Source organism: Stagnimonas sp. FW305-C-60 (genome assembly GCF_058782965.1).
Map to the genome: position 1 here is coordinate 42,879 of NZ_JBYSYF010000007.1, position 26,313 is coordinate 69,191.

Annotated in this window: 21 protein-coding genes; 11 read left to right on the forward strand and 10 right to left on the reverse strand. The window is 69.3% G+C overall.

Features of this window, described 5'->3' with window-relative positions:
* Positions 1-16 precede the first annotated feature (16 nt).
* Entirely contained in the window at positions 17-823 is an 807-nt protein-coding gene (locus tag AC3WT6_RS15705; protein WP_492654547.1) for a DUF3014 domain-containing protein, read from the reverse strand.
* 163 nt (positions 824-986) lie between these two features.
* On the opposite strand from AC3WT6_RS15705, the gene AC3WT6_RS15710 reads away from it, so the two are divergent.
* The gene (locus AC3WT6_RS15710) at positions 987-1,745 is read left to right on the forward strand and encodes an SDR family NAD(P)-dependent oxidoreductase (RefSeq protein ID WP_492654548.1); all 759 of its coding nucleotides are present in this window, start codon (positions 987-989) and stop codon (positions 1,743-1,745) included.
* Between the two features lie 19 nt (positions 1,746-1,764).
* Here AC3WT6_RS15710 and AC3WT6_RS15715 read toward each other — a convergent pair whose 3' ends face one another.
* Together AC3WT6_RS15715 and AC3WT6_RS15720 are read right to left on the reverse strand one after the other, a co-directional pair.
* The gene (locus tag AC3WT6_RS15715; RefSeq protein WP_492654549.1) at positions 1,765-2,187 is read right to left on the reverse strand and encodes a hypothetical protein; all 423 of its coding nucleotides are present in this window, start codon (positions 2,185-2,187) and stop codon (positions 1,765-1,767) included.
* A complete protein-coding gene (locus AC3WT6_RS15720) occupies positions 2,184-2,930 on the reverse strand; it encodes a DUF2238 domain-containing protein (RefSeq protein WP_492654550.1) in 747 nt (248 codons plus the stop codon). The genes AC3WT6_RS15715 and AC3WT6_RS15720 overlap by 4 nt, the downstream gene beginning before the upstream one ends.
* Positions 2,931-3,036: 106 nt before the next feature.
* Here AC3WT6_RS15720 and AC3WT6_RS15725 point away from each other — a divergent pair, with 106 nt between their 5' ends.
* Both AC3WT6_RS15725 and AC3WT6_RS15730 read left to right on the forward strand, forming a co-directional pair.
* Positions 3,037-4,089: an NAD(P)-dependent alcohol dehydrogenase gene (locus AC3WT6_RS15725; protein ID WP_492654551.1), complete on the forward strand. Its 1,053-nt coding sequence runs from the start codon at positions 3,037-3,039 to the stop codon at positions 4,087-4,089.
* 62 nt (positions 4,090-4,151) lie between these two features.
* The gene (locus AC3WT6_RS15730; RefSeq protein WP_492654632.1) at positions 4,152-4,763 is read left to right on the forward strand and encodes a DUF502 domain-containing protein; all 612 of its coding nucleotides are present in this window, start codon (positions 4,152-4,154) and stop codon (positions 4,761-4,763) included.
* A 4-nt stretch (positions 4,764-4,767) separates the two neighbouring features.
* Here AC3WT6_RS15730 and msrA read toward each other — a convergent pair whose 3' ends face one another.
* From msrA to AC3WT6_RS15760, 6 genes are all read right to left on the reverse strand, one after another.
* A complete protein-coding gene (gene msrA, locus AC3WT6_RS15735; RefSeq protein WP_492654552.1) occupies positions 4,768-5,388 on the reverse strand; it encodes a peptide-methionine (S)-S-oxide reductase MsrA in 621 nt (206 codons plus the stop codon).
* Positions 5,389-5,424: 36 nt separating this feature from the next.
* A complete protein-coding gene (locus AC3WT6_RS15740) occupies positions 5,425-6,357 on the reverse strand; it encodes an alpha/beta hydrolase family protein (protein WP_492654553.1) in 933 nt (310 codons plus the stop codon).
* 974 nt (positions 6,358-7,331) lie between these two features.
* On the reverse strand, positions 7,332-8,207 hold the full coding sequence (locus AC3WT6_RS15745) for a carbohydrate ABC transporter permease (RefSeq protein ID WP_492654554.1): 876 nt from the start codon (positions 8,205-8,207) through the stop codon (positions 7,332-7,334).
* Positions 8,204-9,319 (reverse strand): ABC transporter ATP-binding protein, encoded by a 1,116-nt coding sequence (locus tag AC3WT6_RS15750; protein ID WP_492654555.1) that lies wholly within the window; start codon positions 9,317-9,319, stop codon positions 8,204-8,206. The genes AC3WT6_RS15745 and AC3WT6_RS15750 overlap by 4 nt, the downstream gene beginning before the upstream one ends.
* Entirely contained in the window at positions 9,319-10,713 is a 1,395-nt protein-coding gene (locus AC3WT6_RS15755; protein ID WP_492654556.1) for an ABC transporter substrate-binding protein, read from the reverse strand. The genes AC3WT6_RS15750 and AC3WT6_RS15755 overlap by 1 nt, the downstream gene beginning before the upstream one ends.
* 1 nt (position 10,714) lies before the next feature.
* Complete coding sequence (locus tag AC3WT6_RS15760) at positions 10,715-11,533, reverse strand: carbohydrate ABC transporter permease (protein WP_492654557.1); 819 nt, start codon at positions 11,531-11,533, stop codon at positions 10,715-10,717.
* Between the two features lie 277 nt (positions 11,534-11,810).
* On the opposite strand from AC3WT6_RS15760, the gene kdpF reads away from it, so the two are divergent.
* The 8 genes from kdpF to AC3WT6_RS15800 all read left to right on the forward strand — a co-directional run bounded on the left by kdpF (position 11,811) and on the right by AC3WT6_RS15800 (position 25,263).
* Positions 11,811-11,903, forward strand: a complete 93-nt coding sequence (gene kdpF / locus AC3WT6_RS15765; protein ID WP_492654558.1) for a K(+)-transporting ATPase subunit F — start codon at positions 11,811-11,813, stop codon at positions 11,901-11,903.
* Between the two features lies 1 nt (position 11,904).
* The gene (gene kdpA / locus AC3WT6_RS15770; RefSeq protein WP_492654559.1) at positions 11,905-13,608 is read left to right on the forward strand and encodes a potassium-transporting ATPase subunit KdpA; all 1,704 of its coding nucleotides are present in this window, start codon (positions 11,905-11,907) and stop codon (positions 13,606-13,608) included.
* 124 nt (positions 13,609-13,732) lie between these two features.
* Positions 13,733-15,775 (forward strand): potassium-transporting ATPase subunit KdpB, encoded by a 2,043-nt coding sequence (gene kdpB, locus AC3WT6_RS15775; protein WP_492654560.1) that lies wholly within the window; start codon positions 13,733-13,735, stop codon positions 15,773-15,775.
* 11 nt (positions 15,776-15,786) lie between these two features.
* Positions 15,787-16,398 carry a potassium-transporting ATPase subunit KdpC gene (kdpC, locus tag AC3WT6_RS15780; protein ID WP_492654561.1) on the forward strand — a complete coding sequence of 204 codons (612 nt, stop codon included), beginning with the start codon at positions 15,787-15,789 and terminating at the stop codon, positions 16,396-16,398.
* Positions 16,399-16,576: 178 nt separating this feature from the next.
* A complete protein-coding gene (locus AC3WT6_RS15785; RefSeq protein WP_492654562.1) occupies positions 16,577-19,273 on the forward strand; it encodes an ATP-binding protein in 2,697 nt (898 codons plus the stop codon).
* Between the two features lie 16 nt (positions 19,274-19,289).
* Entirely contained in the window at positions 19,290-19,985 is a 696-nt protein-coding gene (locus tag AC3WT6_RS15790; protein WP_492654563.1) for a response regulator, read from the forward strand.
* 100 nt (positions 19,986-20,085) lie between these two features.
* Positions 20,086-21,834 (forward strand): potassium/proton antiporter, encoded by a 1,749-nt coding sequence (locus AC3WT6_RS15795; RefSeq protein WP_492654564.1) that lies wholly within the window; start codon positions 20,086-20,088, stop codon positions 21,832-21,834.
* A 63-nt stretch (positions 21,835-21,897) separates the two neighbouring features.
* Positions 21,898-25,263 (forward strand): transglutaminase family protein, encoded by a 3,366-nt coding sequence (locus AC3WT6_RS15800; protein WP_492654565.1) that lies wholly within the window; start codon positions 21,898-21,900, stop codon positions 25,261-25,263.
* Positions 25,264-25,320: 57 nt separating this feature from the next.
* Here AC3WT6_RS15800 and AC3WT6_RS15805 read toward each other — a convergent pair whose 3' ends face one another.
* A complete protein-coding gene (locus tag AC3WT6_RS15805; RefSeq protein WP_492654566.1) occupies positions 25,321-26,259 on the reverse strand; it encodes an NTF2 fold immunity protein in 939 nt (312 codons plus the stop codon).
* Positions 26,260-26,313: the final 54 nt, after the last annotated feature.

A 26,313-nucleotide genomic window follows, 5' to 3' on the forward strand; every position in this document is an offset into this window, starting at 1 on the left:
GCGCGCCGGCGGCGTCTCAGGGGGCGTCGGCTCCGGTCACCCGGCGGCGCAGCGCGCGTAGCCAGTCTTCGACCACCGCGCGATTCTCCGGCCCCAGGCGGATCATCAGCTTCTGCCCGAAGGACAGCGCCTCCAGCGCGGGTTCGGCAAATTCGTAGAAATACTTGGGCCTTTGCAGGCGGATCGGCGCGGCCGGAGTCGGGGCGGCCAGCAGGTGGTCGATCACTACTACCAGCCGGTCGTTGAAATGCCCCTGCGGATAGCCCTGCTCGCGGTAGGCGGCCTGGAACAGCGGGTAATAGTGGCGGTACAGCCGCACCAGGGCATCGACCTCCACCGCCTTGAGCACGGTCACCGCCAGGGTGTAGCGGGCGCCGTTGTCGTCGGCGAGCACGGTGTCGCCACCCGCGTCCTGCACCACCAGGCTGCCGGGCGTGGGCTTGACCGGCCATTCGCGCAGACCGACCCGCTCGCGCGGCAGATTGTCCACCGCCACCACCAGGCGGCGGATCAGATGCTCGGGCACCAGCAGGCGCTGGGCGTTGGCGCTACCCAGGAGGGCGCTGAGGGCGTCGATGAATTCGCCATCGCTGTCGCCCAGCCCCGGCAGCGGCGCCTCGGCCTCCACGTCGGCGGCGGGTGGCAGCGGGTACTGCGGCTCGGTGGCGACCGGCGCGGGAGCCGGCTCAGCCGCGGGCGACTCGACCGGTGGCGCGCTCGCCACCGGCAGCGGCTCGGGCTCACGCAGCAGAAAGTAATAGACCGCCGCACCCGCGGCGACGGTCAGCGCCAGGAGCCAGGCAAACCATTGCTTTTCATTCATGCGCACTCGCTCCTAAACGGACCTCGGCCGGCCCCGATGACCTGCCGATCTTGCCGCAACAGCCCCGCCGATGGGCGCCGGCCGCGAGGTAAATGCATCCCTGCCGGTCGCCGCTGCGGCTAAGCTGCCGGCCCGACCCTGTTCCGCAGCCACTGCCACGACCATGCCCTCCCGCATCCTGATCACCGGCGCCAGCTCCGGCATCGGCCGCCAGCTCGCCCTGGAATTCGCCGCCCGCGGTCACCATCTGGGCCTGGCCGCGCGCCGGCTCGACAGCCTGCAAGAACTGGCGCGGGAAATCGGCAGCCGCCATCCACAATGCCAGCTGGTGCTGCGGGAACTGGATGTCTGCGCGCTGGAAACCGTCGCGCCGGCGGTCAACGACATCGACCTGGCCCTGGGCGGCCTGGACATCGTCGTCGCCAATGCCGGCATCGGTGATGGCGGCGGGCTGATCGGCAGCGGCGGCTTTGCCCGCGATGCCAAGCTGATCCAGACCAATGTGCTGGGCGCGATGGCCACCATTGACGCCGCCGCCGCGCTGTTTAGGCCGCGCCGAAAGGGGCAGATCGTCGCCATCGCCTCGGTGGCGGCGGCGCGCGGCCTGCCCGGCGCCGGCTCCTACAGTGCCTCCAAGGCGGCGATCGCGGTCTACGCCGACGCCGCCCGCAGCGAGCTGCACCGCAGCGGCGTGCGGGTGACCACGCTCTACCCCGGCTACATCGACACCCCGATCAACCAGCGCATGCGCAGCCGGCCGTTCCTGGTGACGGTGGAGAAGGGCGCGGCCCTGATCGCCGACCTGATCGAGCGGCGCGTGCAGGAAGCCGCGGTGCCCGGCTTCCCCTGGGGGCTGGCGATGAAGGTCCTGCGCTGGCTGCCGACCTCGGCGATGGCCAAGCAGAATCCCTTCGCGAGCTGAGCGCCGAAGGCGCTGAGCCTCAGCGCGGCAGGTCCGGGCAGACCCGCGCGGCGGTCAGCGCCCGATAGTGCTGGAGCTGGCGCTCGCCGCCACGGAGGCGCAGTTCCAGTTGCAGCTCGGCGGCGCCAAGCGCGTTGAGGCCGGCCTCGACGCTCACTCCGTCCTCGTCCCAGCGAATCGTGTCGGGCGCGATGCGCTGCCAGCGGACGATGCGATAGGTCTCCACGCAGGAGCTCATCAGCAGGCTGCCGTCGGGCAGGAAGATGCGCAGCTCGCCGGGCGGGGCGCCGACATCGCTGCGCAGCCAGACCTTGCCGACCAGGGGATCGACCGCCGGAGCGGCCACCACCGGCGTGGCGGTGAGCGGTTCCGGCGCGCGGCCACAGGCGGTCAGCAGTAGCAGCAGCGCGGGCAACAGCCGCCAGGCCCGCCGGCGGTTCATGCGCCGCTCCCGCTGCCCTGCTGCCCGAGCAAACGACGGATCTCGTCCTCGCCGGCCGGGCGGGCGTCCTTGATCCTCAGGCTGTCGGACCATTCGCGGGCGAAGTCGCGTTGCAGCCAGGCGTTGAGCGCGGCGGTGAGGAGCATCGCCACCAAGGCACCGCCAGCGGCCAGGGCCATGTCCTGGTGGGCGTCCCAGACATCGCCCTGGGTGCCGAGGTAGGCGACACCGAGATCGCCGCCGAAGAATTCCGCCGCCGCCCATTCAAACAGCTCGAACAGCGCCGAGCTGGCGAGGGTGAAGTCCAGCGGCAGGAAATAGCCCCAGAAGCCTTTCACCTCGGCGATGCGCAGAAACAGCTCGCGCAGCGGATAGGCCAGGAGCAGGCCGTAGCAGAAGTGCACCAGGCGGTCGTAGTGATTGCGCTCGAAACCCAGCTGGGAATTGAGCGTGTGCCCGGTCAGCGCCTGCCAGGCCTGGTCGTAGGGCACCAGCGCATAGGTGTAGTGCGCGCCCACCGCATGCAGGCAGAGAAACAGGAAGATCAGCGTGTAGGACACCCGCGAGAACACGAAATGCTTGGCGCTCGCCGCCATCGCCAGGCCAAAGGCCACCACCAGCGCGTTCTCCAGCGCCCAGTCGTGGCGGTCCACCGGGTCTATCGCCAGCGCGATCCAGAGCAGGGCGTAGATCAGCACCAGGACCAGCAGGTAGCGGCGGTGCGGCTGCAAGGGATGCGGCATGAGCGGCTCTCGGGGTGGAACGGCCCCTCATTATGCGCAACGGGCTGGCCGCGGCATGTGACCGGGCAGTATCCTCGGCCACCTTCCTCGCACCCAGGAGTGAACCATGATCGGCTCCCTCGCCTATGCCGCCCAGCAAGCCAAGGCTCCGCTGGCTCCGTTTTCCTTCGAGCGCCGCGATCCCCTGCCCAGCGATGTGCTGATCGACATCCTCTACTGCGGCGTCTGCCATTCCGACATCCACCAGGCGCGCGACGAATGGGGCGGCTCGCTGTTCCCGATGGTGCCCGGCCACGAGATCGTCGGCCGCGTGCGCGCGGTAGGCAGCGCGGTGACCCGCTTCAAGGTCGGCGAGGCGGTGGGCGTGGGCTGCATCGTCGACTCCTGCCGCAGCTGCAGCGCCTGCGGCGAGGGCCTGGAGCAGTACTGCGAGAACGGCTTCACCGGCACCTACAACAGCAAGGACCGCATCGACGGCTCGCTGCGCCAGGGCGGCTACAGCAACAACATCGTGGTCGATGAGTCCTTTGTGCTGAAGGTGTCGGAGACCCTGCCACTGGACGCGGTCGCGCCCCTGCTCTGCGCCGGCATCACCACCTACTCGCCGCTGCGCCACTGGGGCGTGAAGGCCGGCGACAAGGTCGGCATCGTCGGCCTCGGCGGCCTGGGCCACATGGCGGTGAAGTTCGCGCAGGCCTTCGGCGCCCATGTGGTGCTGTTCACCACCTCGGAGAAGAAGCGCGAGGACGCGCTGCGCCTGGGCGCCCACGAGGTGGTGATCTCCAGCGACAAGAAGCAGATGAAGGCGCAGGCCAACAAGCTCGACTTCATCCTCGACTGCGTCTCCGCCCCGCACGATCTCAACGCCTACCTCGCCTGCCTCAAGCGCGAGGGCACCATGACCCTGGTCGGCGTGCCCGACCAGCCGCCGGCGGTGCAGATGTTCGCCCTGATCGGCAAGCGCCGTAGCCTCGCCGGCTCGCTGATCGGCGGCATCGCCGAAACCCAGGAGATGCTCGACTTCTGCGCCAGCCACGGCATCGTCGCCGACATCGAACGCATCGCCATCCAGGACATCAACACCGCCTACGAGCGGATGATCCGCAGCGATGTGAAATACCGCTTCGTGATTGATCTGGCGAGCCTGAAAGCCGCCTGAAACCCGAGCTCCACAAACTCATGCCGCTCAACCCAAAAACCAAAGCCAGCCTCGCCGCCAATCTGCGCAAGCTGACCGGCATCTTCTTCACCGGCCTGTTGGCGGTGCTGCCGATCCTGATCACCATGGCGGTGGTGATGTGGCTGTTCCAGACCGCGGAATCGGTGCTCGGCGGCCTGCTCGGCGTGCTGCTGCCCAACAGCCTCTACCTGCCGGGCATGGGCCTGCTGCTGGCCATCGTGCTGATCTTCCTGATCGGCGCCGGCATGCAGGGCCTGTTCGTGCGCCAGTTCCTGGGCTGGGTGGAAGACGCCATCAACCGCATCCCGCTGATCAAGACCGTCTACGGCGCCGTGCGCGACCTGACCGGCCTGATGAGCAACAAGAACGGCCGCAAGTTCAGCCAGGTGGTGATGGTGCAGCTGCCCAACCTGCCGCTGCGCCTGGTCGGCTTCGTGACCATCGAGGATCTCGCCAGCGTCGGCCTCGCCGGCGGCGAGGACGAGGTGGCGGTCTACCTGCCGATGAGCTATCAGATCGGCGGCTATACCCTGCTGCTGCCGCGCCGCTACCTCACGCCGCTGGACATGGGCTTTGAAGCGGCGATGCGCTTCGTCATCACCGCCGGGCTGTCGCGGCCCAGCGACAGCGACGAGACGCCGCCGCGCGGATGAGGCGCTACTTCAGCGCCTCGCCGAAGTAGGCGCGCAGCTTCTCGACCTTGGGCGTCGATACCGCCTGGATGTAGGGCTGGCCCGGATGCAGGGCGGCGTAGTTCTGGTGATAGGCCTCGGCCTCGAAGAAGGCCGCCAGCGGCTCCAGCCGGGTGACGATGGGCGCGCTGTAGATGCCGGCGGCGCCGAGCTGGGCGATGTAGCGCTCGGCCACCTCCTTCTGCTGCGCGTCGGCGTAGAAGATCGCCGAACGGTACTGGCTGCCCACGTCATTGCCCTGGCGGTTGAGCTGGGTCGGGTCGTGCGCCACCGCGAAGAAGATGCGCAGCAGCTCGCCGTAGCTGACCTTGGCCGGGTCGTAAGCGATCTGGATCACCTCGGCGTGCTCGCTGCGGCCGGTGCAGACGGTGCCGTAGTCGGCAGTCTCGGCACTGCCGCCGGAATAGCCGGAGACCACCGCGATCACCCCGTCGAGTTCGCGGTACACCGCCTCGGTGCACCAGAAGCAGCCACCGGCCAGCACCGCCTCGGCGCGGCCGGACGGCTGCGGCGGATCGTAGTCCGGGGCCGGGACGTCCTTGGGACTCACCCGCAAGCTGCTGCCACCAAATCGGGAACCGAACATGGGACGACTCCGTGAATTGCCGAGCAGGCTATATGGTCATTGCAGCAGACGCTGCAAGGCCTGCTTGAGCGCCGCCTCGCTGGCCGGATGCGGCACCGCCGGCTCGAAGTGGCCGGCATTGGGCAGGGAAACCAGGCTCGCCGCGTCGCCGGCCCGGACCGCCGCCTCGACATAGGCCTGCACGCCGGCCGGCGGCACGATGGCATCCAGCGCACCCTGCACCAGCACCTGCGGCACGCCCAGCGGCAGGCGCGCCAGCGGCGAGGTTTCGGCATAGCGGCGCGGCTGCTCCTGCGGCGTGCCGCCGAGCAGCTTGTCGACCGAGGCATTGCAGCTATCGGCGGGGCCAACGCGGTAGCTGGCGAGATCGGTGATCGCCGCCAGGCCCAGCACGCCACGGATCTTCAGCGGCTCGCTGCGCGCCAGCTCGCTGTCGTTGGCCAGCTTGCCGCGCGAAGCCAGCCACAGCGCCAGCTGGCCGCCGGCGGAATGCCCTGCGGCGTAGACGCGCTTCAGGTCGATGGGATCGGTCTTGGCGATGACATAGAGCGCATCCGCCGCCTCGCCGACATCCATGAAGGTGTTGGGCCAGCCGCCACCGGGGTCGCCGAGCCGGCGGTACTCGATGTTCCAGGTCGCCCAGCCCTGCTCGGTGACCCAGGCCGCGAGGCGGGTGAAGTAGGCGTAGTCGTAATCGGCCAACCAGCAGCCGCCGTGGATCATCACCAGCACCGGATACGGCCCCTTGCCGTGGCGCTTGGCGTCCGGCAGCCGCAGCTCGCCGAACTTGGCGGCGGCAGCGCCATAGGGGATGCGCTGACCCGGCTTGCCCGGATAGGGCATGGCGTCGAGTTCGGACCAGCTCAGGGTTTTCGTGGTCATGGGCGCGGGTTGGGCGGCGTGGGCCTCAAGGTTGGCAAGGGCGATCAGAGCCACCAGCGGGATGGCGAATCGGCGGGCGATGGTCATCGGGTCTCCTGGTGGCCGGTCTTCTTGGGGCGGGGGGACCGGCGATGCCGGCATCCTAGTGCCAGCGGCGCTGCCGCCGCGAGGCCGGTGGCGCCGATGGGCCGCATGGCGCGCGGCCTAGCGCATTGCCCATGCACAATCCCAAGTTCCCCTCCCCCTTGCGGGGGTGAGGCGGAAATGGGCGAAGCATGACTTCGCCCCGCCGAACGCCATCGGCCATGCATGGGCCGATGGCCGGCCAGGTTAGGGGAGGGGGAAAGCCGTGGCGGAGCGCTTGGCCTTCGTGTTGGTCTGCGTGTGGGTGGTTCGCGCGTTCGCGCTCTACTGACTTCGCAGGGCCTGATAGCTTTTTTTCGCCGCCTGGCGACTCACTTTTCTTTGCTTGTGCAAAGAAAAGTAAGCAAAAGAAAGCACCCCCCTGCGTAGCGCCCCCTACGGGGGTAAACCTGCGATGCTCGGTCTCCGGGGGACGCCGGCGAACTCGGCGCCCTATAGGCGCCTCAGACAGGCGCCGGCTTCCATACCCCCGGAGACCTCCGCTTCTCGGCGCTACGAAGGGGACCGGTACGTCCACCGCACGGCGGTCTTCGCCCGCCGCAACATCAACCGCAGGCGCTAGCTTCGCTCGCGCGAGGTCGGCGAAGCCGACGAGCCTGTCTGCTTTTGATTTTCCCTCCCCCTTCGTAGCGCCGAGAAGCGCAGGGCCAAAGGGGGATAACAGCGAGCGCATGTTCGAGGCGCCTATAGGGCGCCGAGTTCGCGAGCGGCCCCTTTGGACCGAGCATCGCAGGGCAGTCCGCATAGCGGACCGCTACGCAGGGGCCTGCTTTCTTTTGCTTACTTTTCTTTGCAGGAGCAAAGAAAAGTGAGTCGCCAAGAGGCGAAAAAAAGCTATCAAGCCCTGCGATGTCAGCAGAGCGCGAACGCGCGAACCACCTACCGCAACGCAAGCCAAGGCAACCCAGCACCCCGCCTCAAACCCCAACCCGCGTCCAGCGCCGCAACCAAAACAGCTGCACCCCGATCATCAACAGCGTCACCGCGAACATCGCCAAGGTCAGCGCCGCCGCATAGCCGAAGCGCAGGTACTCGAAACCGTTCTGGTAGACGTACAGCGGCAGCAGCAGGGTGCCGTACTGCGGCCCGCCCTTGGTGATGAGCAGCGCCGGGGTGAAGCTGGTCTGGAACGACAGCGCCGCGTCGCGACAGGCCAGCAGCAGCAGCACCGGCAGCAGAGTGGGCAGAGTCAGCCGGCGGAATACCGTCCAGGCGCCGGCGCCTTCCACCGCGCTCAAATCGTAGAGCTCCTGCGGAATCTCCTTGCGGGCGGCGATCAGCACCACCACCAGTTCGCCCAAGAGCCAGAGCCCGATCAGCGCCAGCACCCGCCGGGCCGCGGCGGCGTCGGTGAGCCAGATATCCGGCGCGATCCCCAAGGCCTGCAGCAGCCAGGCGCAGGGGCCATAGAGCGGGTTCAGTATCCACAGCCAGAGCAGCGCCCAGGCGATGTCCGGCGTCAGGCTCGGCGCCAGCGCGGCGGCGCGCAACAGACCAACGCCGCGCCGCGGACGGTGCAGCAGCAGCGCCAGGCCCAGGGCCAGCAAGAGCCGCAGCGGCACCGAGTAGGCGGCGACCGTCAGCGAGTTGCCGAGCGCGGTCCAGAACAGCGGGTCGTTCCAGGCCTTGGCGAGATTGCCAAAGCCCACCGCGCGCGGCGGATGCAGGCCGTCGAAATCGCTGAAGGCCAGCGGCAGCGCCATCAGCGCCGGCAGCCCCAGCAAGAGGACCAGCATCGCGAAGCCAGGCAGCGTCCAGTGCCAGTCGCGCAGGAAGGCGCGCAGACGGTTCATGCGCGCATCGCAGCAGCAGCGCCAGCCGGCGGCGGTAGCGCGTCGCCGGTCTCGGGGTCGAACCAGCAGGCCCGCTCCAGCGCCAGCCGCAGCGGCAGGCTGACGCCGCGCCCGACCCTCAGCTCCGGCTCGGCGCGCGCCGCCAGACGCTGGCCGCCGGCATTGAGCCAGACGATCTGCTGCTCGCCCAGGGGCTCGACCAGTTCCACCGTCGCCTGCAATTCGGCACCCGGCGCGTCGCCCAGGCCCCAGCGCGAGCCGGGCAGGCTCAGATGCTCGGGCCGCAGGCCCAGCACCAGGCGCCGGCCCGGCGCGGCGGGCGGAGTCGGCAGGCGGCGGCTGAGCAGAGTCTCGCCCCACCAGAGCCCGCCGTCCAGCGCCAGCTGCACCTCCAGGGTGTTCATCGCCGGCTGCCCGAGAAAGCGCGCCACGAACAGGTTGGCCGGCTCGGCGTAGATCGTGCGCGGCGGCGCCAGCTGCAGCAGCCGGCCCTCGTGCAGCACGCCCAGACGGTCGGCCAGGGCCATCGCCTCGGACTGGTCGTGGGTGACCAGCAGCAGCGCCGCGCGGCTGCCGGCATGGGCCTTGAGGATCTCCGCGCGGGCACGCACCCGCAGCTGGGTATCGAGGCTGGACATCGGCTCGTCGAGCAGCAGCGCCTTGGGCTCGCGCAGCAGGGCGCGGGTCAGGGCGACGCGCTGGCGCTCGCCACCCGACAGCTCGCGCGGCCGACGCGCCAACAGCGGCGTGAGGTCTAGGGTGTGGGCGGCGGCACGGGCGCGGTCCTCGGCGTCGCGGCGCGCCATGCCGCGCGCGCGCAGGCCGAAGCAGAGGTTCTCCAGCACGCTCAGGTGCGGGAACAGCGCATAGCTCTGGAACATCATCGCCACGTCGCGCTGCCCCGGCGGCAGGGCTTGCACCGGCCGGCCATCGAGGCGGATCTCGCCGCTGCGCACTGGTGCCAGGCCGGCCACCGCGCGCAGCAGCGTGGACTTGCCGGAGCCGGACGGCCCGGCGATCACCACCCGCTCGCCGGGCGCCACACTCAGCGACAGCGAGCGCAGCACCGGCCGGTGGTCGAGTTCAACGCAGACCTCTTGCAGCTCCAGCATCAGCGCGCCTCCCCGGCCACCGCTTGGGCAGCCGCCCTGGCCGCCCGCTCGCGCGCCAGGTCCTCGGCCAGCAGCGATCGCGCGGCGTCGCGGATCTGGCGCGTGACCAGCACGCTGTCGCTGCCCTCCAGCTCGGCCTCGCCGGGCAGCGGCGGCTCGTAGAACCATTCCTCCAGCAGGACATCGGCCTTGCTCTCGATCTCGTGCCAGACCGCGATGTTGGGCGTGCGCCGCAGCGTGGGGATGGCGTCGAGGAAGACCTGCGCGCGCGCCGGCTTCTGCGCCGGATCGAGAAAGGCCGGCGAGTTCGCCACGCTCTTGCGCGAAGGCACCGTGCGGCCACTCCTGGCGAGGATGCGCTGGCCATCTTCCGACAGCGCATAGGCGACGAACCGCTGCGCCGCCTGCGGCTGCGCGGAGGCGCGCGCCATGCAGTAGGCGTCGGCGTGCAGCACGCCGACTTCCTGCTGCAGACGCGGCAGGGGGGCGACGTCCCAATCCAGGCCCTTGCCCTGCCCTTCCAGCTCGCGCAGGGTCGCGGTGTAGCGGCGGCTCTGGAACAGCATGGCCAAGGCACCGCGGGCGAAGCGGGCGTCATTGCCCTCGGCCTGGTATTCGATCAGCCTGGGCGTGACCCGGTAGCGGCTGATCAACAGCTTCACCGCGTTGAGGCCGAGCAGCGCCGGACCTCGGTCCAGCGTCAGCGTGGTCGGCGCCTGCAGATCATCGACCAGCTCGCCGCCCATGCCCCAGACGAAGGGCGCGAGGCGGATCAGGGTCGGGTCCAGGCCGACGCCGTAGATGTCCTTGCGCTGGTCGCCATCGAGATCGCGGGTGAGCAGGCGGGCAGCGGGGATGAAGTCCTTGAAATAGCTCCAGCCGGCCTGCGGCTCGGGCACGCCGTACTGCTTGAACAGCGCCCGGTTGTAGTAGACCACCAGGCTGGAGACGTTCTGCGGCAGGCACATCAGCTGCTCGCGGTAGCGGAAGGCCTCTACCGCCGGGGCGTAGAAATCCTCCTCCTTGAACTGCCCGCTGGCGCTCATCGCCGGACCCAGCGGCAGCAGCACATCCTTGGCGGCGAACTGGCCGAAGCGGCGGAAGTTGAGGATGAACAGATCCGGCGGATTGCCGGCGGCGAAGGCGGTGGACAGCTTGGCCATGTGATCGGCCTGCTTGCCCACCGGCAGCAGTTCGACCTTCTCGCCGGGATTGGCCGCCTGGTAGGCGGCGATCAGCTCGCGATAGCTCTTCAGCTCGGCGGTGTCGCCGAACACCTGCAGCTTCACCGGGCGGCCTTTCGCGACCTCGGGTGCGCCGGGCGCGCCACCGCCACAGGCGGCGAGCGCGAAGGCCAGCAGCAGCGCGGCGGGGTAAAGGCGGGAGGCGGACACTTCAATTCTCCGGTCGTTGATCGAGGCTGCGGAACAGACTCTGCGAGGCGACGAACACCAGCAGCACCGGCAGGGTCAGCAGGGCGGCGCCGGCCATCAGCACCGCCCATTGGGTGGGTCCGAGCAGATCCAGCGCGTGCAGCAGCAGCGGCGCGGTCAGTTCGTGCTCGCTTTCCAGGTACAGCAGCGGCTCCAGAAAGCCGCCCCAGAACTGCATGGCGGCGAGCGTGGCCACCGCCAGCGTGGTCGGCCGCAGCTGCGGCAGGGCGATGCGCCACCACTGCGCCGGCAGGCCCAGGCCATCGAGCCGGGCGGCGTCGAACTGCTCGCTGCCGAGCCGGCGCATGGCGACGAAGTAGAGCAGCACGAACAAGGGGCTGGCGCCGTAGAGCGCCGGCGCCAGCAGCGGCAGGGCGCTGCGCGACAGGCCCAGCCATTCGAACAAGACGAAGCGCGGCACCCAGATCGCGGTCAGCGGAATGCTCGCCGCCACCACCAGCAGCGCCACCGCGCGCAGCTGGTGCTCGGCGCTCAGGCGGGTCATGGCAAAGCCGGTGAACGAGGCGCTGGTGACGCTCAGCAGCACGCCCAGCAGGGTCAGGAGCGCGGAGTTGACCAGGCCGCTGGCCATCGGCACCCATTCAAACACCCGCTGGTAGGCCTCCAGGCTCGGCGCCTGCGGCCAGGAGAGCGGCGACAGGGGAATCGCCGCGCCCGGCGTGCGCAGGCTGCCCACCAGCATCCAGGCGAAGGGCGCCAGCAGCAACAGGCCGGCCAGCGCGGCGTAGAGGCCGCGCGCAAGTTTTTGTGGGTGAACCATGCGTCGAGTGTGCCATCGCCTAGTCGATGCGCCCACCCACCGCATAGCGAAATGCCACGCCGCGCCCGCGACTTTCCCTTTATGGCTTCTTTATGCGGCGGCCCCGACTCCGCTCTTTAAGCCTTATCCCCGATAGGCGCCTACTACGCGGCATCCTTCACCGCCGCCCCCGCGGCCAGGAGTTGCCAATGAACGATGTGCTCTTTCTAGGCCTGGGCCTGGCCGGCTTTGCCGCCCTTGTCGCCTACGTCCACTACTGCGACCGGAGCTAAGCCCCATGTCCCTGCTCGATCTCGTCCTCGGCGGCCTGACCGTCGCCTTCCTCCTGGGCTATCTCACCTACGCCCTGGTCAAGCCGGAGCGCTTCTGAAATGACTACCAATGGCTGGCTGCAAATTCTGATCTACGGCCTGGCGCTGCTGGTGCTGACACGGCCGCTGGGCGGCTTCCTGTACCGCGTCTTCGAGGGCCAGAAGACCCTGCTCTCGCCCGTCCTTGGGCCGGTGGAGCGTGGCATCTACCGGCTGACCGGGGTCGATTCCAGCCGCGAACAGGGCTGGCTCAGCTATACCCTGGCGATGCTGCTGTTCAATCTGCTCGGCTTTCTCTTTCTGTACGGGCTGCTGCGACTGCAAGGGGTGCTGCCGCTCAACCCGCAGGGCCTGCCCGGGGTCTCGCCGCATCTGGCGTTCAACACCGCGATCAGCTTCGTCACCAATACCAACTGGCAGTCCTACGGTGGCGAGAGCACGCTCTCCTACCTGAGCCAGATGCTCGGCCTGACCACCCAGAACTTCGTTTCCGCCGCGACCGGCATCGCGGTAGCGCTGGCGGTGGTACGCGGCTTCGTACGTCGCAACTCCAAGAGCCTGGGCAATTTCTGGGTGGACCTCACCCGCGCCACGCTCTACGTGCTGCTGCCGCTGGCCCTCATCAGCGCGCTGGCGCTGGTGGCCTTGGGCGTGCCGCAGAATTTCGCGCACTACACCGAGGCGACCACGCTGGAAGGCACGCAGCAGCTGATCGCCCAGGGGCCGGTGGCCTCGCAGCTGGCGATCAAGCAGCTGGGCTCTAACGGCGGCGGCTTCTTCAACGTCAATTCCGCCCACCCCCTGGAAAACCCCAACGCGCTCTCCAACTTTCTGGAGTCGCTGTACCTGATCCTGATCGCCGCCGCGCTCACCAACACCTTCGGGCGGATGGTGAAGGACGAACGCCAGGGCTGGGCGCTGTTCGGCGCCATGGGCATCCTGCTCGCCGCCGGCATCGGCATCAGCTACTGGGCGGAATCCCAGGGCAACCCGGCGGTCGCGACGATGGGCGTTGCGGGCCCGAATCTGGAAGGCAAGGAAACCCGCTTCGGCATCGCCCAGTCGGTGATCTGGTCCAGCGCCACCACCGCCGCCTCCAATGGCTCGGTGAACTCCATGCACGACAGCTATACGCCGATCGGCGGGCTGGTGGCGATGGTCAACATGCAGCTCGGCGAGGCGATCTTCGGCGGTGTCGGTGCCGGTCTCTACGGCATGCTGGTGTACGCCATCCTGGCAGTGTTCATCGCCGGCCTGATGGTTGGCCGCACGCCCGAGTACCTCGGCAAGAAGATCGAGGCGCGCGAGGTGAAGCTGACCATGCTGGCGGTGCTCTGCCTGCCGCTGGTGCTGCTCGGTTTCAGCGCCTATGCCAGCGTCTCGCCGACCATGCTGAAAGGTCTCGCCAACGCCGGCCCGCATGGCTTCTCCGAGATTCTCTACGCCTTCACCAGCGCCTCCGGCAACAACGGTTCGGCCTTCGCCGGGCTCACCGCCAACGCGCCGCTCTGGGACAGCTTTCTGGGCATCACCATGCTGGTCGGCCGCTTCGCGATGATCGTGCCGCTGCTGGCGGTGGCTGGCGGCCTGGCCGCCAAGCCGGCGGTGGCGCCCTCGGCGGGCACCTTCCCGACCAACAACGGCCTGTTCGTGGGTCTCCTGATCGGTGTGCTGCTGATCGTCGGCGGCCTCACCTATTTCCCGGCGCTGGCGCTGGGGCCCATCGTCGAGCAGCTGTCGCTGCTCGCCGGCCAGTCCTATTAAGCCCCCCTCCCCCGTGCAACGGGGGAGGGCCGGGGTGGGGGCGTTGCGGCCTCGCGTGAGGACCACCGTCCCCATCCCGACCTTCCCCCGCAAGCGGGGGAAGGGGCACATCGAGAGAGATTCCATGAAAGCTCAGAAACAATCCTTGTTCGACAAGAAGCTGATGGTCCCGGCCATCGTCGACTCCTTCCGCAAGCTCAACCCCACTTCGCTGGCGAAGAACCCGGTGATCTTCATCACCGCCCTGGTCGCCGCGCTCGCCACCGTGCTACTGCTGCGCGACATCGGCATCGGCGCGCCGGCCCTGGCCTTTTCCGGCCAGGTGGTGGCCTGGCTGTGGTTCACCGTGCTGTTCGCCAACTTCGCCGAGGCGATTGCCGAAGGCCGCGGCAAGGCGCAGGCCGACTCGCTGCGCAAGACCCGCTCGCAGACCGTCGCCAAGCGTCTGGCCAGCGCCGACGCGGTGACGGTGACCGAGGTGCCGGCCAACCAGCTCAAGGTCGGTGACTACGTGAAAGTCGAGGCCGGCGACGTGATCCCCGGCGACGGCAGCATCGTCGCCGGCGTCGCCACCGTCGATGAGTCGGCGATCACCGGCGAATCGGCACCGGTGGTGCGCGAGTCCGGCGGCGACCGCAGTGCGGTCACCGGCGGCACCCGGGTGCTGTCCGACACCCTGGTGATCCGCATCAGCACCACCGCTGGCTCCAGCTTTCTCGACCGCATGATCGCCCTGGTCGAAGGTGCTTCGCGCCAGAAGACGCCCAACGAGCTGGCGCTCAACGTGCTGCTGGCCGGCATGTCGCTGATCTTCGTGCTGGCGGTGGCGACCATCCCGGCGTTTACGGCGTATGCGGGCGGCTCGATCTCGCTGATCGTGCTGGTGGCGCTGTTCGTGACGCTGATTCCGACCACCATCGGCGCCCTGCTCTCGGCGATCGGCATTGCCGGCATGAACCGCCTGGTCAGCTTCAACGTGCTGGCGATGTCCGGCCGCGCAGTGGAGGCGGCCGGCGATGTCGACACCCTGCTGCTCGACAAGACCGGCACCATCACCCTGGGCAATCGCCAGGCGGTGGCCTTCGTCCCGATGCCGGGCGTCAGCGAGCAGGAGCTGGCCGAGGCGGCGCAGCTGTCCTCGCTGTCCGATGAAACGCCGGAAGGCCGCAGCATCGTGGTGCTGGCCAAGACCCGTTTCGGCCTGCGTGGCCGCGACATGGCGAGTGCTCACGCCAACTTCATCGCCTTCAGTGCCCAGACCCGCATGTCCGGCGTCGATATCGACGGTCATGTGATCCGCAAGGGCGCGGTGGATGCGGTGATCGATCTGGTCCGCCAGGGCGGCCAGGACGTCCCGCCCGAGCTGGCGGTGGAAACCGAGAAGATCGCCAAGTCCGGCGCCACGCCGCTGGCGGTGGCGCGCGATGGCCGGGTGCTGGGCCTGGTGCAGCTCAAAGACATCGTCAAGGGCGGCATCCGCGAGCGTTTCGCCGAGCTGCGCACCATGGGCATCCGCACGGTGATGATCACCGGCGACAACGCCATGACCGCCGCCGCCATCGCCGCCGAGGCCGGTGTCGATGACTTTCTCGCCCAGGCCACGCCCGAGGCCAAGCTCAAGCTGATCCGCGAGGAACAGGCCAAGGGCAAGCTGGTGGCGATGTGCGGCGACGGCACCAACGATGCGCCGGCGCTGGCGCAGGCCGATGTCGGTGTCGCCATGCAGACCGGCACCCAGGCGGCACGCGAGGCCGGCAACATGGTCGATCTCGACTCCGACCCCACCAAGCTGATCGAGGTGGTGGGCATCGGCAAGCAGATGCTGATGACCCGTGGCGCCCTGACCACCTTCTCGATCGCCAACGACGTCGCCAAGTATTTCGCGATCATCCCGGCGCTGTTCATCGCCATCTACCCGCAGCTGAACGCGCTCAATGTGATGGGCCTCGCCTCGCCGCAGTCGGCGATCCTCTCGGCGATCATCTTCAACGCGCTCATCATCATCGCCCTGATCCCGCTGGCCCTGCGCGGTGTCGCCTACCGCCCCGGCCCGGCCGCCGGCCTGCTGCGCCGCAACCTGCTGGTCTACGGGCTGGGGGGGCTCGTGGCGCCCTTCGTCGGCATCAAGCTCATCGACCTGCTGGTCAATCTTGTTGGTCTGGTCTAGAGGAAACTCCCATGCGCGAACATCTACGCCCCGCGTTCAGCCTCATCGTCCTGTTCAGCCTGCTTTGCGGTGTCGTCTATCCGCTGGCGGTCACTGGCCTGGCGCAGCTGGCCTTCCCCAAGCAGTCCGCCGGTAGCCTCGCCAGCAAGGACGGCAAACTGGTCGGCTCCTGGCTGGTCGGCCAGAGCTTCAGTCAGCCCGGCTACTTCCACGGCCGGCCGTCCGCCGCCGGCGCCAACGGCTATGACGCCAGCGCCTCCTCCGGCTCCAACCTCGGCCCCACCAGCAAGGCGCTGCAAGACCGCATCGCCACGACGGTGGCGACGCTGAAGGCGGAAAACCCGAACGCGGCCATCCCCGCCGATCTGGTCTACGCCTCCGGCTCCGGCCTCGACCCGCAGATTTCGCCGGAGGCGGCACGCTTCCAGATTCCGCGTGTCGCCGCCGCCCGCGGCCTCACGGCCGAAGCCCTGGAGCAGCTGGTCGCTCAGTACACGCAGTACCGCTTGCTCGGCGTGCTCGGCGAGCCGGGCGTGAACGTGCTGGCCCTGAACTACGCGCTCGACGCCCAGGCCCCGCTGCCCGCGACACCAACGGCCGCAGTCCCCGCCAACACGCCGTAATCCCCTCTCAGCAGCCCCGACCGCCGCCGGGCGCTGTGTCGGGGCTTTCAGGGCAACCAGGCTTTGGACAAGTCTGGCTGGCCAGGCACCGTACCGAAACCATCACCAGGTTCCAGCAAGCGCCTACGGCATACGGCCGGTTCTGCGAAGATTCAACCCGGTATCCCTGGCCACCCGCATGAACGAAGACGCACGTCCCAACCCCGACGCCCTGCTTGCCGAGGTGCAGAAGGAGACGCGCGGCAGGTTGAAGATCTTTCTCGGGATGGCGCCCGGCGTCGGCAAGACCTACGAGATGCTCAGCGCCGGCCGCAAGAAGCAGGCCGATGGGGTCGACGTGGTGGTCGGCGTGGTGGAAACCCACGGCCGCAAGGAGACCGAGGCACTGACCGCCGGGCTGGAGCTGCTGCCCCGCCGCCAGCAGCCGCACCAGGGCCGGGTGCTGGAGGAATTCGATCTCGACGCCATGCTGCGCCGGCATCCGCAGATCGCCATCATCGACGAGCTCGCGCACAGCAATGCGCCGGGCTCGCGCCACCCCAAGCGCTGGCAGGACGTCGAGGAGCTGCTCAACGCCGGCATCGACGTCTACAGCGCGCTCAATGTTCAACACGTCGAGAGTCTCAACGACGTGGTCGCGCAGATCACCCGCGTGCGGGTGCGCGAGACGGTGCCGGATGCGGTGCTCGACTCCGCCGACGAGATCGAGTTGATGGACCTCACTCCGGCGGCACTGATCGAGCGCTTGCGCGAGGGCAAGGTCTACGCCGGCGACGCCGGCGAGCGCGCGCTCGCCGGTTATTTCACCCCCGCCAACCTCACCGCGCTGCGCGAACTGTCGCTGCGCCGCACCGCCGAGCGGGTCGAGGACCAGCTCCAGCAGCACCGCCTGCGCCAGGGCGTGCGCGACATCTGGGCGGCCGGCGAGAACGTGCTGGTGTGCATCAGCGAGTCGCCGTTCGCGGAATCGCTGGTGCGCGCCGGCCGCCGCCTCGCCGACCGCTACAACGCGCCCTGGACGGTGCTCTATCTGGAAACCGAGCGCAGCCGCCGGCTCGGCGAGAAAGCCCGCGACCGGGTCGCCGCCAGCCTGCGCCTGGCCGAGGAGCTGGGTGCCGAAACCCGCATGCTGCCGGCGCGCTTCGACCTCGCCGACGACCTGCTGGCCTATGCGCGGGAGCACAACTTCACCCAGCTGATGGTCGGCAAGTCGCGGCGCTCGCGCTTTTTCGAGTGGCGGCACGGCTCGGTGGTGGACCGGCTGGTGCGCGAGGCGCGCGGCCTCACCGTGCAGGTGATGACCGAGAGCGAGTCCGCGACACCCAAGGAGCCGCTGATCTCGCTGCCCTTCGAGCTGGGGCCCAGCCGCGCCTATGCCTACAGCCTGAGCGCGCTGCTGCTGGTGACTCTGGCCGGCTACTTCGCCGACCAGCTGATCGACATCCCCAATATCTCGCTGGTCTATCTGCCGGTGATCCTGCTCACCGCCACCCGCTACGGCCTGACTCCCGCGCTGATTACCGCCCTGCTGTCGACGCTGGCCTACAACTTCAGCTTCACCGAGCCGGTGTTCACCTTCCACGTCGCCAGTCCGGAGAACGTGGTCGCGCTGGGCTTTTTCGGCGCCATCGCGGTGATCGCCAGCCGGCTCACCGTGCGCCTGCGCGAGCAGACCCTGCTGGCCCGCGAGCAGGCCGACGCCACCGCCTCGCTGCTCGCCTTTGCCCGGCGCATGGCCGGCATGCGCAAGCTCGATGAACTGCTCGGCAATACCGCCCTGCAGCTGCGCAATCTGCTGCGGGTGCAGGTGGTGCTGCTGAGCCCGGACGAGCAGAGCCGGCTGCAGTTGCGCGCCGCCGCGCCCAGCGGCGCCAGCCTCAACGAAGCCGATCTCGCCGCCGCCCAATGGGCCTTCGAGAAGAACCAGGTCACCGGCCGCGGCTCCGACACGCTGCCCGGTGCGCGCCGGCTGTTCGTGCCGGTGCGCACGCCCAATGGCGTGGTGGCGGTAGCCGGCGTCAGCGGCGACGAGCCGGACTTCGTGCTGGCGCCACCGCAGCGGCGCTTGCTGGAGTCGATCTGCGATCTCGCCGCCATCGGCGTCGAGCGCGTGCGCCTGGCCAAGGACGTCGACCAGGCCAAGAGCCAGGCCGAAACCGAGCGCCTACGCTCGGCGATGCTCACCGCGGTCAGCCACGATCTGCGCACGCCGCTGGCCGGCATCCTTGGCGCCCTGTCCAGCGTGCGCGCCTATGGCGACAAGATGCCGCCCGGCGAGCGCGAGGCCCTGCTGGCCGGCGCCGAGGACGAAACCCGGCGGCTGTCGCGCTTCGTCGGCAATCTGCTTGACCTCACTCGCCTGGACGCCGGCGCGCTGACGCCACGCACCGAGCCGGTACTACTCGCCGAGGCGGTGCGCGAGGTGCTGCGGCAGATGCAGTCGGCGCTGTCCAAGCACCGGCTGACGGTGAAGGTCTCCGACAGCCTGCCGGCACTGCGCCTGGACCCCTCGCTGCTCGAACACGTGCTCAGCAACCTGCTCGACAATGCCGCCAAGTACACGCCCGAGGGCAGCGAGATCGAGGTGGTGGCCGAGCGGCACCGCTTCAGCATCAGCCTGCAGGTGCGCGACCGCGGGCCGGGCATCCCCGAGGACGAGCTGGGCAAGATCTTCGACCTGTTCCACCGGGTGCGCCAGGGCGACCGCAACCGCGCCGGCACCGGCCTGGGGCTGGCGATCTCGCGCGGCTTCGCGCAGGCCATGGGCGCCGAGGTGCGCGCCCGCAACCGCGAGGACGGCGGGGCGGTGTTCGAGGTGGACTTTCCCTCGCAGCTGATCGTCGAGCGCAGTGCCGAGGACGTGGTCGGCCCATGAACTGCCCCCCCAAGGCATGACCACCCCGACCCGGCTGGCGCTGATCGTCGAGGACGAGCCGGCGATCCGCCGCTTCCTGCGCGCCACGCTCGCCGCCAACGGCTACGAGGTGCTGGAGGCGGCCACCGCCCATGCCGGCCTGACGCTGGCACGCAGTGAAAAACCCGATGTCCTGATCCTCGATCTCGGCCTGCCCGACCGCGACGGCCTGGAGCTGCTGCGCGAGCTGCGCGCCGAGAGCGAGCTGCCGGTGCTGGTGCTCTCCGCCCGCGACAGCGAGGCCGCCAAGGTCGCCGCACTCGATATCGGCGCCGACGACTACGTGACCAAGCCCTTCGGCGCGGACGAGCTGATGGCGCGCCTGCGGGTGGCCCTGCGCCACCGCCTGCGCAGCGGCGGCGAGGCGGCGCGCTACGAGTGCGACGGCCTGGTGGTGGACGTGCTGCGCCGGCAGGTCAGCCTGCGCGGCGAGGCCCTGCATCTTTCGCCCAAGGAGTACCGGCTGCTGGAACTCCTGGCCCGCCACGCCGGCAAGGTGCTGACCCACCGCTACCTGCTGGAGCAGCTCTGGCCCGAGGGCGGCGAGGCCGACGCCCAGTATCTGCGGGTCTACGTGCGCCAGCTGCGCCAGCGCCTGGGCGACACCGCCGAGGCGCCGCACTGGCTGCTCACCGAGGCCGGGGTCGGTTACCGCTTGCTGGCGCCGGGTTGAGCTCCGACAAGCAGCCTGTTCGCGGTTGAAAGGCAGGGAATCTCGATAAATCCGCGCCGTTCGCTGGCCTTGCCCACCAGCGCCCCTATAGGCTCGGGGCATGGAAACCATCAATGCATTGATCCTGGCCATCGGCTTTCTGGGAGCCCTGGGCATCGTCGCCACCATCGTCGCGCCGCGCCTGGGGGTGCCGATCCTGTTCGTGTTCCTGGCGGTGGGCATGCTGGCCGGCGAGGACGGCCCGGGCGGCATCCATTTCAGCAACTTCTGGTTCGCCAACTTCGCGGGCTCGATGGCGCTGGCGGTGATCCTGTTCGACGGCGGCCTGAAGACCGATGCCGGCGACTTCCAGATCGGCCTGAAGCCGGCCGGCCTGCTGGCGACGGTCGGGGTGCTGGTCACCGCCAGCATCGTCGCCCTGGTCGGCCATTGGCTGCTGCCGCTGAGCTGGACCGAGGCCTTTCTGCTCGGCGCGGTGGTCAGCTCCACCGACGCGGCGGCGGTGTTCGGCACCCTGCATTCGCAGCGCATCGGCCTCAACCACCGCCTGCGCTCGGTGCTGGAGATCGAGTCCGGCGCCAACGACCCGATGGCGGTGCTGCTGACCATCGGCCTGGTCGAGGCGCTCTCCGCCGAGGGCGGCATGAGCGGCGGCCACGCCCTGCTGTTCTTCGTGGTGCAGCTGGGCGGCGGCGCGCTGATCGGCTGGAGCGGCGGCCGCCTGCTCAACTGGACGCTCAGCCGGCTGCGTCTGCCCGACCCGCTGTACCCGCTGCTGGCCTTCTTCGGCGCCCTGCTGATCTTCGGCCTGGCAGCGAGCGTCGAGGCCAGCGGCTTTCTCGCCACCTACCTGGCCGGCATCACCCTGGCCCGCCAGCGGCCGCCGGCGATGCGTGATGTGCTGCGCTTCCACGACGGTATCGCCTGGATGGCGCAGGTGGGCTTGTTCCTGATTCTCGGCCTGCTGGCGACGCCGCACGAATTGCCGGCCCTGCTCTGGCCGGCGCTGGGCATCGGCCTGGCGCTGATCTTCGTCGCCCGGCCGCTAGCGGTGGCGCTGTGCCTGTGGCCGCTGCGCTTCCCCTGGCGCGAGCAGACCTTCATCGCCTGGGTCGGCCTGCGTGGCGGCGTGCCGATCGTGCTCGCCACCTACCCGCTGCTGGCGGAACTGCCGGCGGCGCGGGTGATCTTCGATGTCGCCTTCTTCCTGGTGCTGATGTCGCTGCTGCTGCAGGGCTCGACGGTGGGCTGGGCGGCGCGCCGGCTGCACCTCTTGATGCCGCAGGTGCGCACCCGCGTGCACCGCGCCGAGTTCGACCTGCCCGGCCAGAGCGGCTGGGAGATCCTCAGCTACCGCGTCGCCAAGGGCAGCCAGCCGGTCGGCCGCACGGTCAAGCAGCTGGGCCTGCCGGATTCCTCGCGGGTGGTCTGCCTGATCCGTGATGGCCGGCTGCTGCCCTATGCGCAATGGGGGCGGCTGACCGCGGGCGACCGCATCTCGCTGCTGGCCCGGCCGGACGAGCTGCCGGCCCTCGACGCCCTGTTCGAGCGCGCCAAGAGTGCCGATCTGAAGCTGCGCGACGCCTACCTGGGCCTGTTCCACCTCTCGCCGGACGCCGCAACCGCCGAGGTGCTGCTGGCCTATGGCGCACAGCCGCCGGCCGGCGTCGAGCAGGAAACGCTGAAGCAGACCCTGCGCCGCCTGCTGCCACAGCCGGTGGAGGGCGACCGGGTCCGTCTGGCCGGCGTCGAGCTGACCGTGCGGCGGCTGGAGGAAGGCCGCATCGCCGAGGTCGGCCTGCGCCTGCCAAAGGCGGAAACCGAGGAACACCGGACCGGACCGGGGTAGCACGGTTCGGTTCTTGCCTCACAATCGGCGCCGGAGCCGTAGACGTTCACCCACCAGACCGCCATGTCCATCCACGCCGCGATCCATCACGTCACCCACTACCGCTACGACAAGCCGGTCACGCTGTCGCCGCAGGTGATCCGCCTGCGGCCGGCGCCGCATTCGCGCACGCCGGTGCTGAGCTATGCGCTGAAGATCGAGCCCGATCCGCACTTCCTCAACTGGCAGCAGGACGCCTTCGGCAACTGGCTGGCGCGGGTGGTGTTCCCAGAGGCGGTGCGCGAGTTCAAGGTGACGGTCGACTGCGTCGCCGACCTGGCGGTCTACAACCCCTTCGATTTCTTCATCGAGGACTACGCCGAGCACTATCCGTTCAGCTACAAGCCGGAGCTGCTGGACGACCTGCGCCCCTACCTGCGCAAGGACGAGGGCGGGCCGAAGTTCGCGGCGCTGCTGGCGGCGATCCCGTGCGAGAAGATGCGCATGGTCGACTTCCTGGTCGCCCTGAACGGCCGCTTGCAGCACGACATCGGCTATCTGATCCGCATGGAACCGGGCGTGCAGACGCCGGAGGAAACCCTCACCAAGGCCAGCGGCTCCTGCCGCGACTCGGCCTGGCTGCTGGTGCAGCTGCTGCGCCACCTGGGCTATGCGGCGCGTTTCGTCTCGGGCTATCTGATCCAGCTCACGCCGGACGTGAAGTCGCTGGACGGCCCCAGTGGCACCGAGGTCGACTTCACCGACCTGCACGCCTGGTGCGAGGTCTACCTGCCGGGCGCCGGCTGGATCGGCCTCGACCCCACCTCCGGCCTGTTCGCCGGCGAGGGCCACATCCCGCTCTGCGCCACCCCGGAGCCCAGCTCGGCGGCGCCGATCACCGGCACCATGAGTGCGGTCGGCAAGATCAAGGACGAGTTCCACCACGAGATGAAGGTGTCGCGGCTGCGCGAGACCCCGCGCATCACCAAGCCCTACACCGAGGAAGCTTGGCGCGAGATCCAGCAGCTCGGCCACCTGGTCGATGCCCGCCTCAACGCCGGCGACGTGCGCCTGACCATGGGCGGCGAGCCCACCTTCATCAGCATCGACGACTTCCAGGCCGCGGAATGGAACACCGCCGCGGTCGGGCCCACCAAGCAGAAGCTGGCCAATGACCTGCTGCTGCGGCTGCGCGACCAGTTCGCGCCCGGCGCCCTGCTCACCCACGGCCAGGGCAAGTGGTATCCCGGCGAGCAACTGCCGCGCTGGGCCTATGCGATGTACTGGCGCAAGGACGGCGAGCCGATTCTGCGCGCCGGGGTGATCGAGGGCACGGTCGAGGCCTACGAGATGCCGACGCCGACCACCGACACCAGCAAGACCCACGCCGACCGGGTGAAGAGCGCCGGTCTGTTGATGCGGGGCATCGCCGCGCGGATCAACGTCAACCCCGACAACGCCCTGCCCGCCTACGAGGACGCCTTCTACTACCTGCACCGCGAGCGCCAGCTGCCGCCCAATGTCAGCACGCTCGACAGCAAGCTCAAGGATGAAGAGGAGCGCGCCCGCCTGGCACTGGTGTTCGAGCGCGGCCTGGAAGTGCCGCGTGGCTATGTGCTGCCGGTGCAGCGCTGGCAGTCGCGCGCCTGGGTCAGCGAGCAGTGGAAGCCGCGCACCGGCCGCCTGCAACTGATGCCCGGCGACTCGCCGGTGGGCTTCCGCCTGCCGCTGGAATCGCTGCCGCACATTCCGGCCCAGGATTACCCCTACCTGCACGAGGCCGATCCCTTCGCGATCCGCAACGCGCTGCCGCGCCGCTTCAACCAGCCCTTCCTGCAACTGCCGCAGGTGGAGCAGGAGCAGCGCCGCAGCAAGCAGCGTCTGCTCACCGACGAGCTGCTGGCGGCCAAGCGCGAGAGCGAGTACCTGGAAGGCACGGTGCGCACCGCGATGGCGGTGGAGCCGCGCGGCGATCACCTCTACGTGTTCATGCCGCCTACCGCCAATGCCGACGACTATCTGGAGCTGATCGCGGTGGTCGAAGACACCGCCGCCGAGCTGCAGCTGCCGGTGCGCATCGAGGGCTATCCGCCGCCCAACGACCCGCGCCTGGAGATCCTCAAGATCACTCCCGACCCGGGCGTGATCGAGGTCAACGTGCAGCCGGCCGGCTCCTGGCGCGAGCTGAACCACATCGTCAACACCGTCTACGAACAAGCGCGACTGGCGCGGCTCACTGCGGAGAAGTTCCTGGTCGACGGCCGCAGCGTCGGCTCCGGCGGTGGTGCCCACATCGTGGTCGGCGGCGCCACCGCCGCCGATTCACCCTTCCTGCGCCGGCCGGACATGCTCGGCAGCCTGGTGCGCTACTGGCAGAACCATCCGGCGCTCAGCTACTTCTTCAGCGGCCTGTTCATCGGCCCCACCTCCCAGCACCCGCGCGTCGACGAGGCGCGCGACGCCAATCTCTACGAGCTGGAGATCGCGCTCTCGCAACTGCCCAAGAAGGGCGCCAACGTGCCGCTGTGGATGGTCGACCGCATCCTCCGCCACTTGCTCACCGACCTCACCGGCAACACCCACCGCAGCGAGATCTGCATCGACAAGCTGTACTCGCCGGACTCCGCCACCGGCCGCCTGGGCCTGGTCGAGTTCCGCGGCTTCGAGATGCCGCCGCACCTGCGCATGAACCTCGCCCAGCAGCTGCTGCTGCGGGCCTTGATCGCGCATTTCTGGGAGCAGCCCTACGAGGGCGAGCTGGTGCGCTGGGGCACCAGCCTGCACGACCGCTTCCTGCTGCCGCACTTCCTCTGGGCCGACCTCAAGAGCGTGCTCGCCGACCTGCGCCGTGCCGGCTTTGCCTTCCAGGACGCCTGGTTCGAACCGCACTTCGAGTTCCGCTTCCCCAGTCACGGCACGGTGCGCTACGAGGAGGTCGAGATCGAGCTGCGCCACGCGCTGGAATGCTGGAACACGCTCGGCGAGGAACCTGGTGGCGGCGGCACCGCGCGCTATGTCGACAGCTCGGTGGAGCGCATGCAGGTGAAGGTCAGCGGACTGACGCCGGGCCGGCACTTCCTCACCGTCGGCGGCCGGCGCCTGCCGCTCACGCCGACCGGCACCCAGGGCGAATACGTTGCCGGCCTGCGCTACCGCGCCTGGCAGCCGGCCAGCTGCCTGCACCCGACCATCGGCGTGCACACGCCGCTGGTGTTCGATCTCTACGACCGCTGGAGCCAGCGCGCGGTGGCGGGCTGCACCTACCACGTCATGCACCCGGCCGGCCGCAACTACGACAACTTCCCGGTCAATTCCTACGAGGCGGAATCGCGGCGGCTGGCGCGCTTCGCGCCCTTTGGCCATACGCCGGGCAACTACTGGCCGGCGGAGGAAAAGCCCAACGCCGACTACCCGCTGACCCTGGACCTGCGGCGTCCGATCGGCCTCTAGTGCAGGTCGCGGGCGCGAGGGTGGCGGTTATCGCCGTCGCGTCCGCGGGAGCCGGCGCTAGTTGCCGCGCTCCAGGCGCTGCACGCGGCCGCTGTCCTGCTCGATCACCAGAATCAGCCCGTCGCCCAGCTTGCCGCTGGCGGCGGAGCCCAGCACCACCCACTGGTTGTTGAGCCGGTAGGCGCGGTAGGGCGCCTGGGTCAGCACCTCGGCCTCGCCATAGGCCTGGGTCCAGAGTTCGCGGGCGATGGCGATGGCGGCTTTGCCGCTGGCCACCACGCCACGGCGCGGCACCCCGGCAACAAACTCGCTGGCCGGCACACCCGCCAGGTATTGCTCCAGCCAGGGCTGCCATTCTTCCTGCGGCAGCGGCGGTAGCGGGCTGCTGTAGCCCTCGCCGCCCAGTTCCACCGGCAGCGGCAGCGGCGGCGGGTAGCTCTTCGGCAGGGCCACCGCCTTCTGGGCGCCCAGCAGCTCGTTGAGGGTCTTGCGGATGTCTTCGGCGACGCTGGCCGGGCTCGGCGGCTTGGGCGGCCGGGTGTAGACGATGTTGCGCTTGCCATCGATCACCACCACCCAGGGCGTGTACTCGACCCGATACAGCGGCAGCGCAGCGTCGCCGTCCAGCAACAGAGGAAAGCGGTAGCGGCGCTGCTTGAGCACCTGCACCGGGTCCACCCCTTCCATCGCCCGCACGCTGATCATCCAGACCTCGACCCCGGCGGCGCGGTAGTCCTCGCGGATGCTGTGCAGATAGGGCTGCAGAGCGCGGCTGTAGGGGTCCCAGGCCGGCCAGAACATCAGCACCACCGGCTTGCCGGCGGCCAGTTCGGGGAAGCTCAGAGTCTTGCCGTCCGGCGCCTTCAGGCTGAAGGCCGGGGCGTACATGCCGCTGTCCCAGGGTTTGAGCGGCTCCTCTTCCGGCTCTAGCGCCCAGGCCGGGGCTCCGAGCAATGCCGCCAGCAGGGCCAGCGCGCGCAATCCGTTCCAATGCATCTACCACTCCTTGTTCACCGGGCCAGAAGCTAACGCAGGCGGCGCGACCGCGCC

What these genes read in the sequence shown, in the direction of transcription:
- AC3WT6_RS15705 (WP_492654547.1), bottom strand. Translation starts at nt 823, where the DNA reads ATGAATGAAAAGCAATGGTTTGCCTGGCTCCTGGCGCTGACCGTCGCC.
- AC3WT6_RS15710 (WP_492654548.1), top strand. Translation starts at nt 987, where the DNA reads ATGCCCTCCCGCATCCTGATCACCGGCGCCAGCTCCGGCATCGGCCGC.
- AC3WT6_RS15715 (WP_492654549.1), bottom strand. Translation starts at nt 2,187, where the DNA reads ATGAACCGCCGGCGGGCCTGGCGGCTGTTGCCCGCGCTGCTGCTACTG.
- AC3WT6_RS15720 (WP_492654550.1), bottom strand. Translation starts at nt 2,930, where the DNA reads ATGCCGCATCCCTTGCAGCCGCACCGCCGCTACCTGCTGGTCCTGGTG.
- AC3WT6_RS15725 (WP_492654551.1), top strand. Translation starts at nt 3,037, where the DNA reads ATGATCGGCTCCCTCGCCTATGCCGCCCAGCAAGCCAAGGCTCCGCTG.
- msrA (WP_492654552.1), bottom strand. Translation starts at nt 5,388, where the DNA reads ATGTTCGGTTCCCGATTTGGTGGCAGCAGCTTGCGGGTGAGTCCCAAG.
- AC3WT6_RS15740 (WP_492654553.1), bottom strand. Translation starts at nt 6,357, where the DNA reads ATGACCATCGCCCGCCGATTCGCCATCCCGCTGGTGGCTCTGATCGCC.
- AC3WT6_RS15745 (WP_492654554.1), bottom strand. Translation starts at nt 8,207, where the DNA reads ATGAACCGTCTGCGCGCCTTCCTGCGCGACTGGCACTGGACGCTGCCT.
- AC3WT6_RS15750 (WP_492654555.1), bottom strand. Translation starts at nt 9,319, where the DNA reads ATGCTGGAGCTGCAAGAGGTCTGCGTTGAACTCGACCACCGGCCGGTG.
- AC3WT6_RS15760 (WP_492654557.1), bottom strand. Translation starts at nt 11,533, where the DNA reads ATGGTTCACCCACAAAAACTTGCGCGCGGCCTCTACGCCGCGCTGGCC.
- kdpF (WP_492654558.1), top strand. Translation starts at nt 11,811, where the DNA reads ATGTCCCTGCTCGATCTCGTCCTCGGCGGCCTGACCGTCGCCTTCCTC.
- kdpA (WP_492654559.1), top strand. Translation starts at nt 11,905, where the DNA reads ATGACTACCAATGGCTGGCTGCAAATTCTGATCTACGGCCTGGCGCTG.
- kdpB (WP_492654560.1), top strand. Translation starts at nt 13,733, where the DNA reads ATGAAAGCTCAGAAACAATCCTTGTTCGACAAGAAGCTGATGGTCCCG.
- kdpC (WP_492654561.1), top strand. Translation starts at nt 15,787, where the DNA reads ATGCGCGAACATCTACGCCCCGCGTTCAGCCTCATCGTCCTGTTCAGC.
- AC3WT6_RS15785 (WP_492654562.1), top strand. Translation starts at nt 16,577, where the DNA reads ATGAACGAAGACGCACGTCCCAACCCCGACGCCCTGCTTGCCGAGGTG.
- AC3WT6_RS15790 (WP_492654563.1), top strand. Translation starts at nt 19,290, where the DNA reads ATGACCACCCCGACCCGGCTGGCGCTGATCGTCGAGGACGAGCCGGCG.
- AC3WT6_RS15795 (WP_492654564.1), top strand. Translation starts at nt 20,086, where the DNA reads ATGGAAACCATCAATGCATTGATCCTGGCCATCGGCTTTCTGGGAGCC.
- AC3WT6_RS15800 (WP_492654565.1), top strand. Translation starts at nt 21,898, where the DNA reads ATGTCCATCCACGCCGCGATCCATCACGTCACCCACTACCGCTACGAC.
- AC3WT6_RS15805 (WP_492654566.1), bottom strand. Translation starts at nt 26,259, where the DNA reads ATGCATTGGAACGGATTGCGCGCGCTGGCCCTGCTGGCGGCATTGCTC.